This window comes from Streptomyces sp. NPDC001450 (assembly GCF_053597295.1).
In genome coordinates this window covers 59,005-74,020 of record NZ_JBSFHY010000023.1, presented here as the reverse complement: position 1 = coordinate 74,020, position 15,016 = coordinate 59,005, and the positions used below count along the sequence as shown (strand labels likewise).

The 15,016-nt window shown below is 72.9% G+C and carries 13 protein-coding genes and 1 pseudogene; 11 read left to right on the top strand and 3 right to left on the bottom strand.

Annotated elements, in window-relative coordinates:
• Nucleotides 1-10: 10 nt before the first annotated feature.
• On the bottom strand, nucleotides 11-331 hold the full coding sequence (locus ACWC5O_RS24950; RefSeq protein ID WP_450582966.1) for an SHOCT domain-containing protein: 321 nt from the start codon (nucleotides 329-331) through the stop codon (nucleotides 11-13).
• An 87-nt stretch (nucleotides 332-418) separates the two neighbouring features.
• Nucleotides 419-877, bottom strand: coding sequence for a DUF6325 family protein (locus tag ACWC5O_RS24945; protein ID WP_450582967.1), 459 nt, complete (start codon nucleotides 875-877; stop codon nucleotides 419-421).
• Nucleotides 878-1,255: 378 nt separating this feature from the next.
• Here ACWC5O_RS24945 and ACWC5O_RS24940 point away from each other — a divergent pair, with 378 nt between their 5' ends.
• From ACWC5O_RS24940 to ACWC5O_RS24915, 6 genes are all read left to right on the top strand, one after another.
• Nucleotides 1,256-2,095, top strand: coding sequence for a YhjD/YihY/BrkB family envelope integrity protein (locus ACWC5O_RS24940; protein WP_450582968.1), 840 nt, complete (start codon nucleotides 1,256-1,258; stop codon nucleotides 2,093-2,095).
• Nucleotides 2,096-2,185: 90 nt separating this feature from the next.
• A complete protein-coding gene (locus ACWC5O_RS24935) occupies nucleotides 2,186-3,526 on the top strand; it encodes a hypothetical protein (RefSeq protein WP_450582970.1) in 1,341 nt (446 codons plus the stop codon).
• Between the two features lie 112 nt (nucleotides 3,527-3,638).
• Nucleotides 3,639-6,296 carry a LuxR C-terminal-related transcriptional regulator gene (locus ACWC5O_RS24930; RefSeq protein WP_450582972.1) on the top strand — a complete coding sequence of 886 codons (2,658 nt, stop codon included), beginning with the start codon at nucleotides 3,639-3,641 and terminating at the stop codon, nucleotides 6,294-6,296.
• A 35-nt stretch (nucleotides 6,297-6,331) separates the two neighbouring features.
• The gene (locus ACWC5O_RS24925; protein ID WP_450583202.1) at nucleotides 6,332-7,939 is read left to right on the top strand and encodes an MFS transporter; all 1,608 of its coding nucleotides are present in this window, start codon (nucleotides 6,332-6,334) and stop codon (nucleotides 7,937-7,939) included.
• A gap of 18 nt (nucleotides 7,940-7,957) precedes the next feature.
• Entirely contained in the window at nucleotides 7,958-8,476 is a 519-nt protein-coding gene (locus ACWC5O_RS24920) for a hypothetical protein (RefSeq protein WP_450582974.1), read from the top strand.
• A gap of 99 nt (nucleotides 8,477-8,575) precedes the next feature.
• Entirely contained in the window at nucleotides 8,576-8,773 is a 198-nt protein-coding gene (locus tag ACWC5O_RS24915; protein WP_386576123.1) for a hypothetical protein, read from the top strand.
• Nucleotides 8,774-8,782: 9 nt separating this feature from the next.
• Here ACWC5O_RS24915 and ACWC5O_RS24910 read toward each other — a convergent pair whose 3' ends face one another.
• Entirely contained in the window at nucleotides 8,783-10,192 is a 1,410-nt protein-coding gene (locus ACWC5O_RS24910) for a DUF2252 domain-containing protein (protein WP_450582976.1), read from the bottom strand.
• Between the two features lie 246 nt (nucleotides 10,193-10,438).
• Here ACWC5O_RS24910 and ACWC5O_RS24905 point away from each other — a divergent pair, with 246 nt between their 5' ends.
• The 5 genes and pseudogenes from ACWC5O_RS24905 to ACWC5O_RS24885 form a co-directional block, all read left to right on the top strand.
• Nucleotides 10,439-11,083 carry an HdeD family acid-resistance protein gene (locus ACWC5O_RS24905; protein WP_450582978.1) on the top strand — a complete coding sequence of 215 codons (645 nt, stop codon included), beginning with the start codon at nucleotides 10,439-10,441 and terminating at the stop codon, nucleotides 11,081-11,083.
• A 159-nt stretch (nucleotides 11,084-11,242) separates the two neighbouring features.
• Nucleotides 11,243-11,713, top strand: a complete 471-nt coding sequence (locus ACWC5O_RS24900; protein ID WP_450582980.1) for an SHOCT domain-containing protein — start codon at nucleotides 11,243-11,245, stop codon at nucleotides 11,711-11,713.
• A gap of 33 nt (nucleotides 11,714-11,746) precedes the next feature.
• Nucleotides 11,747-12,199, top strand: coding sequence for a DUF7144 family membrane protein (locus ACWC5O_RS24895; RefSeq protein WP_450582982.1), 453 nt, complete (start codon nucleotides 11,747-11,749; stop codon nucleotides 12,197-12,199).
• Between the two features lie 611 nt (nucleotides 12,200-12,810).
• Nucleotides 12,811-13,686, top strand: coding sequence for a methylenetetrahydrofolate reductase (locus ACWC5O_RS24890; RefSeq protein ID WP_450582984.1), 876 nt, complete (start codon nucleotides 12,811-12,813; stop codon nucleotides 13,684-13,686).
• Nucleotides 13,687-13,959: 273 nt separating this feature from the next.
• Nucleotides 13,960-15,016, top strand: a pseudogene (locus ACWC5O_RS24885) (hypothetical protein); the annotation flags it as partial.

Here is a 15,016-nt window from a genome sequence, read left to right as displayed (position 1 = left end):
CCGACCGAGGTCAGCCACCCAGGAGCCGGCGCTTCTGGCTCTCGAACTCCTCGTCCGTCAGGGCCCCTTGTGCCTTCAGGTCGGCCAGCTGCTTGAGCTGATCGATCCTCTGGGTCATCTCGTCGGGAGCGGCGGTCTGCGGTGCGGGAGGAGCGGGCGGCGCCGGCTCCTGCTGCTGCGCGTAAGCCTGCTGTTGCGCGGGGGCCTGCTGCTGTTCGATGTCCTGCTGCGCCCATCGCCCCGCCTGCCGTCGCGAGACGCGGTTGGACACGGCGGTGGCGGTTCCGGCGACGACGGCGGTGCGTGCGACGCCCCGAAGCAGTCCGGGCATGTTCGGTCATCTCCCAAGGTTCGGTCCGGCCGTTCAGGCGACCGGTGTTGGTCCCGTCGTTCGGGCCGCTGGTGTCGGCTCGGCCGTTCAGGCGACTGCGGAGCCGCCGGGGGGAGTCGTCTCCTCCGTGGCGTCCAGGGACGCCAGCAGGGCCTGCACCGGGATACGGCCGCTCGCGACGAGCTGGGCCCCGCTGCGCCTGAGCGCGCGGGCCAGGGGAGCGGCCCACACGTTCTCGTACACCAGCACCGCGGCCGAGTTCCCTGGCTCCAGCGCGTTGCCGGCCTCGTCCAGGTCGCTCTGATCCAGCACGCCCGCCGAGGCGCCCTCGAAGACGGTCAGATCGACCTCGTCACCGAGGTCCCGCAACTCCAGCGCGACGACCGAGCCGTCGGTCTCCTTGCGGAGGAAGGCGAGGTCGATGATCCGGACGAGGCCGCGCTCGACCAGATCCACCACCAGGGGGAACGCCTCACCCGTCATCCGGTTCCCGGGGAACTCGATGACCAGGTAGTCGACGGGGCCCATTTCTTCGATGCCGTTCATGGCCACTCCTCGGGAACAGGGGAGCGGGGGCCGTCCGCGGCTTCGTGGCAGCGCCCCCGCGTCGGCGGTCGTCAGCCCTCCTGGCCATTCCAGCACGCGCCCCAGAGCCTCGCACATCCGCGCACGACGCCCGCCCCGCCCCGGCCTCCGGGTGCCGCCGGGTGCCCCGGCCCCCACTCTGGTCGAAGGGAAAGGCGTGTCGAAGGGAAAGGTGTGTCGCAGGGACATGAGCAACGCCATGCCGACCACCGCGTGGGCGCCGTCCGCCGGGCGCCTGGCGCACCGCCGAAGCGCGCTCGCGGGACCCTGATGGGAGGGGACGGGCAGGGGAAGCCGCGTCCCGGGCCGGGGTGGTGGAAGCGGCGCACCACCGCGCTCGTGGCTCGGGCCGAGTCGCTGCACAAAGAGGCGGAGACCCGCTTCCCGGTCGTCACCCATCTCGCGGATCGCATGGTGGCCGTGAACATCCTGGACTCCGCCACCCGGCTGGCCGCGCAGTGCTTCCTGACCGCCATCCCGCTGCTGTTCGTGATCGCGGCCTACGCTCCGCAGCTGCTGAAGCAGCAGTTGCTCAGGTCCGTGCACGCGGTGCTGGGCCTGACGGGCCCCGCCCAGGACCAGCTGGAGCAGGCGCTCCGGCCGACCACGGAGGATCTCCGGCAGGCCACCGGCGTCGTCGGCGGACTGATGGTGCTGATCTCGGCCACCGCCGTCAGCCGGGCCCTGCAACGGTTGTGCAAGCGCGCCTGGGAGATCCCCAGAGCGGGCACCCGCGTCGCCCCGTGGCGCTGGGTGGCCTGGCTCCTCCTGTGGCTCGGGGCGATGCTCCTGCAGGGCCCGATGCGCGACGGGTTCGGTCTGGGCGCCTGGCTGGGCATCCCCCTCAGCCTGGTGACCCAGGTGGGCCTGTGGTGGTGGACGCAGCATCTGCTGCTCGGCGGCCGGATCACCTGGAAACCCCTGCTGCCGGGCGCCGTCATCACGGGGGTCGCCCTGACCGTCCTCACGAGCACCGCGCCGCTGTACATGCCCGGGGCCATCAACCGGGCCCTGGCCGACTACGGCTCCCTCGGCCTGGTGTTCCTGCTGCTGTCCTGGATGATCGTGGTAGCCGTCGCGGTCGCCGTCAGCATCAGCGCGGGCGCCGTCGTCGCACAGGAACCCCCGCTGGCGAGCCGCCTTGGCAGCCCGCCCCCGAGGTGGAGCCGGGAGACCTAGGGCGTCCTCCATTCGGGCCCGCCCAGCGCGCGCGGTGCCCGTGCGGCTGACGCAATGGGGGTTCAGGCACCCCACCGCGCCGGAGGCACCGTGACCGAGCCGCCAGCCCCGCACCCTCCGAGCCCGGACGACGAACCCACGGCCCGCGGCGACGCAGGGGCGCGCCGGAGCGGGGGCGGGGCGGCCGCACGGGTCGCGCGCCGCACCGCCTCGGCCGTGCTGATCGTGCTGACCTGCATCCTCGTCCCCGTCGCCCTGCTCGCGGTCTGGGTGAAGGACTTCGCACTCGACACCGACCGGTACGTGTCCACGGTCGCGCCGCTGGCCACGGAACCCGCCATCCAGGACGCGGCGGTCCACCGGATCACCGAGGCCGTGGGCGCTCGGGTGGACGGCCCGCAGGTCGCCGCCGACATCGCCACCTGGCTCCAGTCCCAGGGGCTGCCACCCCGCGCCGCCGACGCGCTCAAGGGCCTGGGGCCGCAGATCGACTCCGCCGTGAACCAGGCGGTGACCAAGATCGCCACGCGTGTGGTCGACAGCGACGTCTTCGCGACGACCTGGCGCACCGCCAACCGCGCCGCCCACCAGGCCGTCGTGCACGCCCTGACCGGCGAGGGCCGCGGTGCCGTCGGGGTCAGCGACGGCACGGTCACCCTGAACGTCGGTACGGCCGTCGACGAGGTGAAGAAGGAGTTGGTCGACGCGGGCCTGAAACCCGCCGAGAAGATCCCGGACGTGGACAAGCAGATGGTGCTCTTCCACTCCGACGAGCTCGCCAAGGCCCGTAAGGGCGCGCACCTGCTCAACGTCGTCGGGAACTGGTTCCCCGTCCTCGTCGTCGTCCTCGGCGCCCTGGGCGTCTTCCTGGCCCGTCACCGCCGCCGCGCCCTGGCACGCACCGCACTGGGCGCCGCCTTCGCCTGCCTGGTGGTGGCCGTCGCCCTGGTCGTCGCCCGCCGCTACTACCTGGACCACCTGCCGCCCCAGGTGCAGTCGAAGGCCGCCGCCGCGGCCGTCTTCGACACCGTGCTCCGCTTTCTGAAGGTCAGCCTGCGGACGGCCGTCGTCCTGGGCGTGGTCATCGCCCTGGGCGCCTACCTCGTCGGGCCGGGCCGCCTGCCCGTGGCCATCCGGGGCGCCTCCGACAACACCGCGGACTCCGCCGCCCGGTGGGCGGCCGCCCACCACCTCCACGCCGGGCGCGCCGGCACCTGGACGCTGGCCTACCGCAAGGGCCTCACCCTCGCCGCGCTGCTGGTCATCGCGCTCGTCTTCGCGCTCTGGAACCATCCGACCGTGCTCACCATCCTGCTCCTGGTCGTCGTCCTGCTCGCCGTCCTGGCGGTGCTCGCGCTGCTCGCGGCCGGTGGCCGCACCGAGCAGGACGCGGCTCGAGCGGCGCCACAACCGCCCGCCGACCAGCCCTGACAGCAGGCACGGGGGGCTACCGGACCCGCGTGAACTGCGCCGGAGCGCGAAGGCTGCGATTCTGATCGAGTGGAGCGCCGTCCACTGCCTCACGGACCGTGGTGGTGACCTGATGGCCACGAGGAAAGAGAACACCGGGGGACCGGCCGACGGCTGTGCCGATCCCCTGGGCGAGCCGTTCCTGCAGACGCGGTTCGCCCCGCCGGCCAGGCCGGCCACCTTCCTGCGCCGCCCACGGCTGGTCGAGCACCTGGACAAGGCCCTCGACACGCCGCTGACGATGGTCAACGGCTCGGCCGGGGCGGGCAAGACCCTGCTGGTCGCGGACTGGGCCGCCGGACTCGGGCGGCCGGTCGCCTGGTTCACCAACGAGGCCGGGGACCAGGGCGCCGGCATGTTCTGGGCCTACGTGCTGCACGCCCTGCGCGCCGCCGGCGTACCGCTCCCCGGAGACATCGGCTGCCCCGCGGACGCGAGCCGTGTGGACCACAAGCTGCTGGCACGCCTGGCCGACGAACTCAGTGGCCATGACCGGCCCGCGATCCTCGTGCTCGACGAGTTCGACCGCCAGACCGCCCCCCAGACCGCGGAGCAGCTGGACTTCGTCCTGCACCACGCCGGGCCCGGACTGCGGCTGATCCTGGTCACCCGCACCGAACCGCTGCTGCCGCTGCACCGCTACCGGGCGGCCGCGGCCATGACCGAGATCCGGGACGCCGAGCTGGCCTTCACTCCCGACGAGGCGGCCGACCTCCTGGAACTGCACGGCCTGCGGCTCCCCGCCGAGGCCACCCGGGCCCTGGTCGAGCGCACCCGGGGCTGGGCCGCCGGACTGCGCCTGTGCGCCATGGCCGCCCAGGAGAGCGAGGATCCCGAGGCGTACCTCAGGGAGTTCGAGGCAGGCCGGAGCGCGGTCGCCGACTTCCTCCTCGCCGAGGTGCTGAAACGGCAGACGGCCCGCACTCAGGACCTCCTGCTGCGCGTCAGCGTCGTGGACCGTTTCTGCCCCGCGCTGGCGGAGGCGCTCACGGGCCGCAGCGGTCTCGAACCGGTCCTGGCCGGGCTGCACCGGCAGAACGCGTTCGTCGAGGACCTCGGGCACGCCTGGTACCGGCTGCATCCGCTGTTCGGCGAGATCCTCCGGGCCCATCTGCGGGCACGCCATCCGGGCCTCGAGCCGGAACTCCACCGGCGGGCCGGTCAGTGGCTGCGGGCCACCGGGGCCCTGCCGGAGGCGCTGGCGCACGGCGCCGCCGCGGGCGACTGGGAGTTCACCGCCGGTGCCCTCGTCGACGACCTCGCGATCGGCCAGCTCTTCACCGGCCTGCGCGCGGACGACCTCGGCGAACTGTTCGCACGGATGGGACCCGAGGCCGCGGGCGCGGCCCCGGACGTGGTGCGGGCCGCCCGCGATCTGGCCGAGCACGATCTCGAACGCGGCCTGAACCATCTGCGCCACGCCGAGGAACACCTGGCCGAGAAGGAGCCCGATCCCGCGCTCCGGCTGAGCTGCGTACTGCTGGAATCCCTGGCGGCCCGGCTGACCGGCTCTCCCTCCCGGGCCGAGAAGGCCGTGGCCACGGCCGAGGAACTGCGCCACGAGGTCCCGGCCCACCTCCTGGAGAAGCACCCCGAACTCACCGCCCTCCTGCTCACCCACCTGGGTTCGGCCCGGCTGTGGGCCGGCAGCTTCGACGACGCCCGGGCCGCCCTGTCCGAGGTGGTCGGCTGCCCCAGCGGCGTCGCGACCGCCCTGCCCCGCCAGGACTCCCTCGGACACCTGGCGCTGATCGACTACCTGAACGGCTGGCTGGGCAGGGCCGAACGCAAGGCGCTGGCGGCGCTCAGCGAAACCGAACAGTTCGGTCTGCACCGGCCCTCCGGCGCGGATCTCGGGCGGCTGGTGCTGGCCGCGGTGGCCATCGACCGCGACGACCTCGCGCAGGCCCAGGCCCTCCTGGAGGAGGCGGCCGACTCCGGCCCCGCCGCGCTCGACCCGGTGACGGCGGCGGGCAGATCCCTCGTGACGGCCCGGCTGCTGCTGGCGGGGGGCGACCCACGGGCCGCCGCGGAGGCCGCCGACCCCGCCGTCCCGGCCGACGTGACCTCCCCGTGGGCCGAGGTCCACACGGCGCTGGTCACCTCCGCCGCCCATCTGGCCGAGGGCCGGACGGACACCGCCGCGAAGGTGCTGGACGACGTGCCCTACGGCAGCGAGCCGGCGTACGCGGCGGAGCTGGCGTGGGCCCAGCTCGCCGCGGGCAACCGGGACGCGGCCCTCGACCTGGTGGACCACCTGCGCACCCGGAGCCGTACCGGCCCGGGGGTGAGCGTCTGTGCCGCGCTGGTGCGCGCCCGTGCCGCGCAGGACGCCGGGGACGTCGCCACCGCCCGCAAGCTGCTCGCCCGGGCCCTGCTGGAGGCCCGGCGGGAGCGGCTGCGGCGCCCGTTCCTGGAAGCCGGACCGCGCATCCGGCACCTGCTGGACACCCCGCCGCTGCAGAGCCTCGCCGCGGGCTGGCTCACCTCTGGCGACCCCGTTGCCCGCGTGGCCGAGGAGCGTGCGCCGCTGGTCGTCGAGGAACTGAGTGGACGCGAGCTCGAAGTGCTGCGGCGGCTGGGCCAGATGATGTCCACGCAAGAGATCGCCGCCGACCTGTTCGTCTCCGTGAACACGGTCAAGACCCACCTCAAGAGCGTCTACCGGAAGCTCGGCGTGAACCGGCGCGGCGAGGCGGTGCGGCGGGCCCGTGAGCGCGGACTGATGTGAGCCGAGGAGGCGGCGTGGGACATTGGCGAGCCCTGATGGTGCTCGGGACGGCCCAGTTCCTGATGGTCCTGGACACGTCCGTCATGAACGTCTCGATCAGCCAACTGGTCGAGGACTTCCACACCGAGGTCACCGCGATCCAGGCCGTCATCACGCTGTACGCGCTGGTGATGGCGGCATTCATGATCATCGGGGGCAGGCTCGGCGACATCCACGGCCGCCGTCGCCTGTTCCTGTTCGGCCTGGTCGTCTACGGCATCGGGTCCGCCCTGACCGCCCTGGCGCCCACCCTGTGGGTCCTCACGCTGGGCTGGTCCGTCATCGAGGGCCTCGGCGCCGCCATGGTGCTGCCCGCCATGGCGGCCCTGGTCGCCGAGTCCTACCAGGGCGGGGACCGGGCGGTGGCCTACGGCGTGATCGGCGGGCTGGCCGGTGCCGGCATCGCCGTGGGCCCGCTCCTGGGCGGCTGGGTGACGACGTATCTGACCTGGCGGCTGGTCTTCGCCGGCGAGGTCGTCATCGTCGTCGCCGTCCTGTTCTGCCACCGGGTGATCGGCGAGTCCGCGCGGACCGGACCGCCGCCCCGGCTGGACGGGGTCGGTGCGGTGCTCTCGGCGGCCGGGCTGGGGCTGGGCGTGCTCGGAGTGCTGCAGAGCAGCACCTGGGGCTGGGTGGAGCCGCGCAACCCGCCCTTCACCGTCTTCGGCTTCGCACCCACCCTGTTCGTCGTCGCCGCCGGAGTGGCCTTGCTGGCCCTCTTCGTGCACCGGGACCGCCGACGCGAGGCCACGGGCGCCGACCCCCTGGTGCACCTGTCGCTGTTCGGCGTACCGCCCCTGCGATCAGGTCTGCTGACCCTGGTGAGCCAGAACCTGATCCTGCTGGGCCTGTTCTTCGTCATCCCGCTGTACCTGCAGGTGGTGCAGGGCTTCGACGCCTTCCGGACGGGGCTGCGGCTGCTGCCGGTCTCCGTCACCATGCTCGTCACCTCCCTGACCGGCGCCCGGCTCGGCCGTACCGTGGGGCCGCGCCGGGTCGTACGGCTGGCCCTGCTGATGCTGGCGGCGGCCATCGTGTGGCTGCTGGCCACCATCGACCCGGTCATCGACGACGCGCAGTTCGCCGGGGCCATGGCGGTGCTCGGCATCGGTCTGGGGCTGCTCGCCTCGCAGCTGGGCAACGTCGTCCAGTCCAGCGTGGGCGAGGCGGAACGCAGCGAGGTGGGCGGCCTGCAGTTCACGGCGCAGAACCTCGGCTCGGCGCTGGGCACCGCACTCATCGGGTCGATCCTCATCGGCGCGCTGGTGCAGGCGTTCACCACTCAGGTGCGGGACAACCCCCAGCTGTCGGACGAGGCACGCCGGCAGACCGGTGTTGCCCTGGAAGCGGGCGTCACGTTCGTGCCCACCGACCAGGTGCGCTCGGCGGCCCAGCAAGCCGGACTGCCGCCGTCCGAGGTCGACGCCGTCACGGAGTCGTACGCCGAGGCACAACTCGACGGCCTGAAGGCGGCGATCCTGGCCACTGGTGGGATCACCCTCGCGAGTCTCCTCGTCACCCCCCACCTGCCGACCGCGCCGGCCCGGCGGCCGGGGCCGTCGAAGGGGGGCGCCCCGGCCGGCGTCGCCGACGCCACCGAGTGAGTGCGAAAGGCCACGGCGATGTCCTCGACCGACGACACCACAGCGCGGGCAGGCCGTGCCGAGCGCCGCGCCCACGCCGATTACACGGGCGCGGTCTACGGGTCGATGCTCGCCGCGTCGGTGGTGATCGGCGCCGGCAGCCTCGGTCAGTTCCCCCGGCTGCGACTGGTGATACTGCTGGTGCTCACCGGCGTCGTCTTCTGGGTCGGGCACGTCCACGCGCAGCTGTTCGGCGCCCGCCTGGCGCAACGACCCCTGGACCGCCCGACGATCCTGCGGGTGTGCCGTGAGGAGTGGCCGATCGTCAAGGCGGCCGTCCCGCCCGCCCTCGCCGTCGCCGTGAGCCCGCTGCTGGGCCTGGGCGTGGAGGGTGCCGCCTGGCTGGCGGTCGCGGTGGCCGTCGCCGGACAGGTGGGCTGGTCCGCGGCCGGTGCGCGGCAGGCCGGAGCCTCCTGGCGGCTGGTGTCGGTCACCGCCACGATCAATCTGCTGCTCGGCCTGGTGATCATCTCGTTCAAGATCGCCCTGACGCACTGAACCCGGACCCGGATCACCTGTGCCGGGTGAGGCCCGGCGCCGCCGTGCGGAGCAGCATCGCAAGAAGACCGCAGCAGGCCCGCGGCGGGAGAACGGCACATGCGCTACGAGATCCGTGTCGATGGACTCATGTCCGAGACGCTGACCAAGGCCTTCCCTGAGCTGGACCACGTGAAGATGTCCGGTCAGACGGTGCTGTTCGGTCGCATCATCGACGAGGCGCACCTCTACGGGCTGCTGACCCGCTTCCAGTCGCTGGGGCTGCGGGTCGTCGAGATGCGGCAACTGCCGGAGTGACCGCGGCACTCACAGAACCGCCGCCTCGATCCGGCCCGAGCGCGCCGCCTCGCCCAGGGCCGCGAAGTCCCGCTCGTTCTGATCCGCGTACGCCTGCGCGAAACCGGTCAGCGCATGGTCGAAGCGGTCGCTGCCGCCCAGGTACGCGGCGATGGCGACGGGATCTCCGGAGCGGGCGTGGGCCCGGGCCAGGGAGGCCCCGCACACCTGGCCGAACAGGTTCAGCAGAGGCGGGTCCATGGTGTCCGGCCGGGCGATGCCCTTCCAGTCGCGCAGCTGACGTACGTAGAAGTCCCGGCCGCGCCCGTCGAAGCCGAGCACATGCGTCCAGCCCAGGAAGATGTCGCTGGTGGTCTGGATGAGCCGCTGCCCGGTCACCACTCTGCGGCCCTGGTTGTCGTACCGCTCGCCGCCCGTGTGCGCCGCGAGCACCGACTCCTGCGCCTCCTTGGCCTGGAGCAGCAGCGGATCGTCGTCGTCCCGGCCGAGCAGCAGCAGAATCCAGCACCGGGTGCCGACGCTGCCGACGCCCACCACCTTCCGGGCCAGGTCCACCAGCCGGTAGTGACGCAGCAGGTGCCGCCGGTCCGAGGACAGGGTGCGCGCGTACCCCTCCAGCAGCGTCTGCAGCTCCTTGTCCTCGTTCTGCCGGGCGGCCGGGTTCTGCAGATCCCGCAGCGGGATGATCAGCGGCGGGTCCGGGGTGATCCGCCGGCCCTCGGGCGTGCGCCGGGTGAGCTTGGCGAAGGCCTTCAGCGAGGTGCGGGTACGGGCGCGCGCGGTCGCCTCGGCCGTACGGCGCCTGCCCTCCTTGTCCATCGCGGAGGCCAGCAGCGCGCGCAACTGGTCGGCGTCGTCCTGGGCGTACCAGATGTCCAGCGTGCGCATGCCGGCGAACTCCCGCATCCGCTCCCGGTAGGCCCCCACGCACGCGCGCACCGCGTCCTCCTGCTGCCTGGCCGGGAAGCCGTTGGCGCGGGCCGCGATGACGAAGCTGGCCGCCAGCCGCTTGACGTCCCACTCGAACGGCCCCGGAAAGGTCTCGTCGAAGTCGTTGATGTCGAAGACCAGATGGCGCTCCGGCGAGGCCAGCATCCGGAAGTTCAGCAGATGGGCGTCTCCGCACAGCTGCACCCGGAGCCCGGTGCCGGGCAGCGGGCCGAGGTCCGTCGCCATCACGGCTGCCGCGCCCCGGTAGAAGCGGAACGGGGATTCGAGCATGCGGCCGTAGCGGATCGGCACCAACTCCGGTATCCGGGTGGCCGACTGACGCTCCAGCACATCGATGACGTCGGGCCGGTCCGGCGCGGGCTCGAACTCGCTGTGGCCCGAACGTGGGGCGCGTGTACGGGCATCGCGGCCGTAGGCCGCTCGGTCGGCCAGTGACGAGGAGCCGGTGAAGGCGCTCGGTGCGGTCATGATCCACTCTCCAGTTCCGGCGGCCGGCCGTCCGCTCCCGGATCCGGCTGCCGCGGGGGCGGCAGGACCGTGGGCGGCCCGCCCGCCCGTGCACCCACCCCACCGCCGCGGCCGGGCGGAGGGATCACCCGTGGTGGGTGACCCGGCGCACCGGCCCCGCGCGGCACGCTGTCCCGGTGAGGGGTTGCGCACGCCGCCCCCGCCGGCGGTCCGGAGGCGACCCGTTCGATCGCGCGAGGAGGAGCCATGACCGAGTCGCGTGGTCCGGCACCGACCGGACCGCCGCACCCGTCCGACGGGAAGACCGCCGGCCCCGGAGACGCCATGACGGCGCTCGCCGGGTCGTGGACCTGGATTCTGGGGTCGGCCGTCGTGACGTTCGTACCGGGCGTGCTGATCCTCGTCTGGCCGGACGAGACGCTGCACGTCCTGGCCGTTCTCATCGGCCTCTACCTGTTGCTCGCCGGCGCGTTCCGGTTCGTCCTGGCCTTCGCCCGCGAGGCACACGGCGAACGGCTCGCCGGCCTGCTGATCGCGGTGCTCTTCGTCCTGGCCGGCGTGCTCTGCCTGCGCAACCCGCTGCAGACCATCACCGCCCTGTCGCTGATCGTCGGGCTCGCCTGGCTGGCATCCGGCATCGTGACGCTCTACACGGCCATCGCGGCCGAGGACCTCCCGCACCGCGGTGTCGTCCTGGCCGCGGCGGTGCTCGGCATCGTCGCCGGGATCGTCGTGCTGGCCCTGCCCACCGAGTCGGCGCGGGTGCTGACCCGGCTGCTCGGCCTGTGGCTCGTGCTGCTGGGCCTGGCCGAGGTGTGGGTCGCCTTCTCGTGGCGGTCCGCGCTGCGCAGGAGCGGCGTGCTGCCCGGCAGCTCCGACCCGGCGGAGTGAGCCGGCGGGCCGTCCCGCCCGCCGTCCTCACCCGCCACGATCACCCTCCTCGGGTGAGGACGCTCCCGCCTCGCCGTGTGCACGCTGAAAACGGCAGAGACCGGCCTGAGAGCTTGCAGGAGCTCTTCCGGGCCGGGTGCCCCGGACGGAGGAGAGAGTATGAGCGCGACGAACTACCTCGCGTACGACTATCCGCTGCTGAGCGCCTTCTGGACGATGCTGTGGTTCTTCCTGTGGATCATGTGGTTCGTCCTGCTGTTCCGGGTCATCGTCGACATCTTCCGTGACGACGACCTGAGCGGCTGGGCCAAGGCCGGCTGGACGCTCTTCGTGATCTGCCTGCCCTTCCTGGGCGTCCTCGTCTACGTGATCGCCCGCGGCAAGGGCATGGGCAAGCGGGAGCTCGCGCAGGCGCGCGCACAGCAGGAGGCCTTCGACTCCTACGTCCGGGAGACCGCGAAGGGCGGCGCCGCTCCGACCAGCAGCGCCGACGAACTGGCCAAGCTCTCCGAGATCCGGGCCCGCGGCGACATCACCGACGACGAGTACCGCAGGGCCAAGGAGCTGGTCCTCAGCGGCGCCGGACCGGCGCAGCGCCCCGGCTCCACCCCCACCACGTCCGGACACTGAGCACCACCCACGAGAACGAATCGAGGTAGCCGCATGGCCGCGACACACCCCACACGTCCCACACGCACCCCAGGTGCGGCAGGCGCGCACACCGCCAAACAGCAGTGGGCGTTCGGCCTGACGGCCTTCGCGGGCGTCATGCTCCTGCTCGCCGGACTGCTCGGTGTGTTCCGGGGCATCATGGCGATCGCCCACGACGCCGTCTTCGTCACGACGCCCAACTACGTCTTCAAGTTCGACCTCACCAGCTGGGGCTGGATCCATCTGGTCCTCGGCGTGATCGCCTGCGCCGTCAGCTTCGGCCTGGTCCGGCCGGCGCCCTGGGCGCGCTTCGCCGGCGTGGGCATCGCCGGGTTGGTCATCATCGCCAACTTCCTGTCCCTGCCCTACTACCCGGTCTGGTCGGTCGTGATGATCGCGCTGTCCGGCTTCATCATCTGGGCCCTGTGCGTGGTCCAGGGGGAAGAGTCCACGATGAGCCCGTAGAGAACCGACCCGGCCGCAGGAGAACACCCGCAGCAGCACCTGGCCGTAGGCGAACTCCCTGGTGTCGCCCGGCGGAAACGTCGGCTGGTGGTGCACTCCCCGCTTCGGCTCGCCCAACGTGTCCGCCGCGCTCCTCGACAGTGAGCGCGGCGGACACTGCCGACTGGCGGCGGAGCTCCCGGACGGGAACGGCGACGGCATGTCCGTCCGGCAGCCGTATCTGTCCGACGCGGCCATCCTGATCACCCGGGCACGTCCTTCACGGTCGCCGCCTACCGCCAGGTCGTCCGCGGCTACGACGCCATCCAGACCGGAGTCCTGGTCGGCCTGGGCGGCCTCGCCGCGGCGGCACTCCTTCCCCGGGGACCGGGCGGCCGGACGACCCACGACACACGACACACCCGCCACGGCGCCGGGAACCCACGCCCAGGGAGCTCCACGCCCAGGAGGACGCCCCACGTCGCCGACGTGAGCCAGAAGACACCCCTCAGTACCTCTCCTGGGTGCCCTGCCCGCGGGTGCGCGTGGCATCATCGGCCGGTGTAAGGACCGAAGTCGTACGTAGCCGATGACGGGCGTGCGCGGTCGCAGGCAGGCGTACGAGGAGCACGATGAATCCCACCGCCACCGTCCCGCCCGCGGTGGGCGCCTCGCTGCTGGACGACTTCTCCCTGGAGATGACCGGCAAGGACGTGCCGAAGCTGGAGGAGGCGCGCGACAGCATCCCCCGGGGCACGCGGATCAACGTCACCTTCCTCGCCGGCGAGGACCCGGGCACGCGGCTCGCGGCCGCCCGCGCGGTCAAACGGCTCGGCTTCGTCCCCGTCCCGCACATCTCCGCCCGCCGGCTGCCCTCCCAGCGGCACCTGGAGGAGTTCCTGGCCGGCCTGGCGGCGGACGGCACCGCCGAGAACGTCTTCGTCGTCGGCGGCGACCCCGCCCGCCCCGAGGGCCCGTACGAGGACGCCCTCGCCGTCATCCGCACCGGGCTGCTCGAGCGCCACGGTGTACGGCACGTCGGCATCAGCGGCTACCCGGAGGGTCACCCGGCGATCACCGAGCACACCCTGTGGTCGGCGCTCGGCGACAAGAGCGCGGTGCTCGGGGCGCAGCGGATCGCGGGCGACGTCATCACCCAGTTCGGCTTCGACGCCGACCGGGTGCTCGGCTGGGTGGCGGACGTCCGCGCCCGAGGCGTCGCCGTGCCCGTCCGCATCGGTGTCCCCGGCCCGGCCGGCGTGCGCCGGCTGGTGACCTACGCCACCCGCTTCGGTGTCGGCACCAGCGCCTCCATAGCCCGCAAGTACGGCTTCTCGCTGACCAACCTCATGGGCACGGCCGGCCCCGACCGCTTCCTGTACACGCTCGCCCAGGGGTACGACCCCGCGCGGCACGGCGAGGTCAAGGTGCACTTCTACACCTTCGGCGGCCTGCGGAGCACCGCGGAGTGGATCGCCCGCTTCCGGCGGGGAGAACGGTCGGGCTGACCGGGAGCGGACTTCCGCTTCCTGTTCGATATTTCGATGGCGTGCCGATGGGTCGGTGGCCATTTCTGATCGGTGGGCACGTGGCCCGGCCGGGAGCCCGGGACCCGCCTGCCGCCCTGCTCGTTGCTCTTGCGCTGGTCATGCCAGAGCTCTATAACGTCTCCTGCAGGTATCGGCGGGGATGGCCGGAAATGGCAGTTGCCGCCGACCAGGGGGGATCCTCGGCTCCGCCGCGATCGGCATCAGTGCCCGCAGACCGACGGAGACCGAACCATGACCGACGACGCCTATCGTGCTGCTCTGACCCGCCTGGCCGTGGACCCGGCGTTCCGCGCCGCACTCGACGGCGACACCGACGAGGTGGCGCGAAGACTGGGCCTGTCGCCCGCGCAGCTCGCCGAACTCCGCTCCCTCCGCGTCGAGTCCGGCACCGGCGGGGGACCGGCCGCACTCGACCCCCGGCTGTCCAAGTCGTCCCTGTTCTTCGGCAGCGCGGCGCATGCGCTGGCGCACCACGACGTCCCGGCCGATCACGCCCTTCCGGCGGACCACGTCTCCGCGGCTTCGCACGACGTCTCCACGACCCATGCAGTCCCGGCGGACCAGGTCTCCGGCGACCACGACGCCGGTGCCCCGGCCTCCGCCGGCCACTCGTCGGACCTGCCGGACCCCGCCGCGGGTCAGGAGGGCGTCGGCGGCGTCGACATGGCGTCGACCGGCTCCCACAGCCTGCTCGGCGGCCCACTGCTGGACCGGTCGCCCGCCGAAGTGCCCGGTGGGCCGGGCGGTTTCGGCGATTTCGGTGACTTCGGCGGCTTCGGCGAGCACGGGAACGAGGGCGTCGGCGCGGACCTCGGCGGGCTCGGTGGGCAGGTCGGCGGGGGTGCCGAAGGGGGCTTCGGTGACTTCGGCGCCGGGGGCGACGGCGGGTTCGGCGGAGCCGAGGGCGGCTTCGGCGGGTTCGGCGGTGGTGCCGACGGTGGGTTCGGCGAAGGGGGTCTGGGCGCCGGTGGCTTCGGTGGTGCCGACGGTGGGTTCGGCGACGGAGGTCTGGGTTCCGGTGGGTTCGGCGACGGTGCTCTCGGCCATGGCGGCTTCGGCGAAGGCGGCTTCGGGCACGGCGGCCTCGGTGGTGGGGATGTCGGCTCCGGCGGGCTCGGTGACCTGGGCGGGCATGGCGGCTTCGGCGGTGCCGGTGGGGACGGCGGCGGGGACGCCGGCCACTTCGGTCACGGAGGCATCTACGACCGCGACGGCGGCGACGGCGGTGGTGGCGGCGGTGAGGGTGGTGGCGATCCGGAGAACACCGATCGTCCCAGTGGTGGCGGTG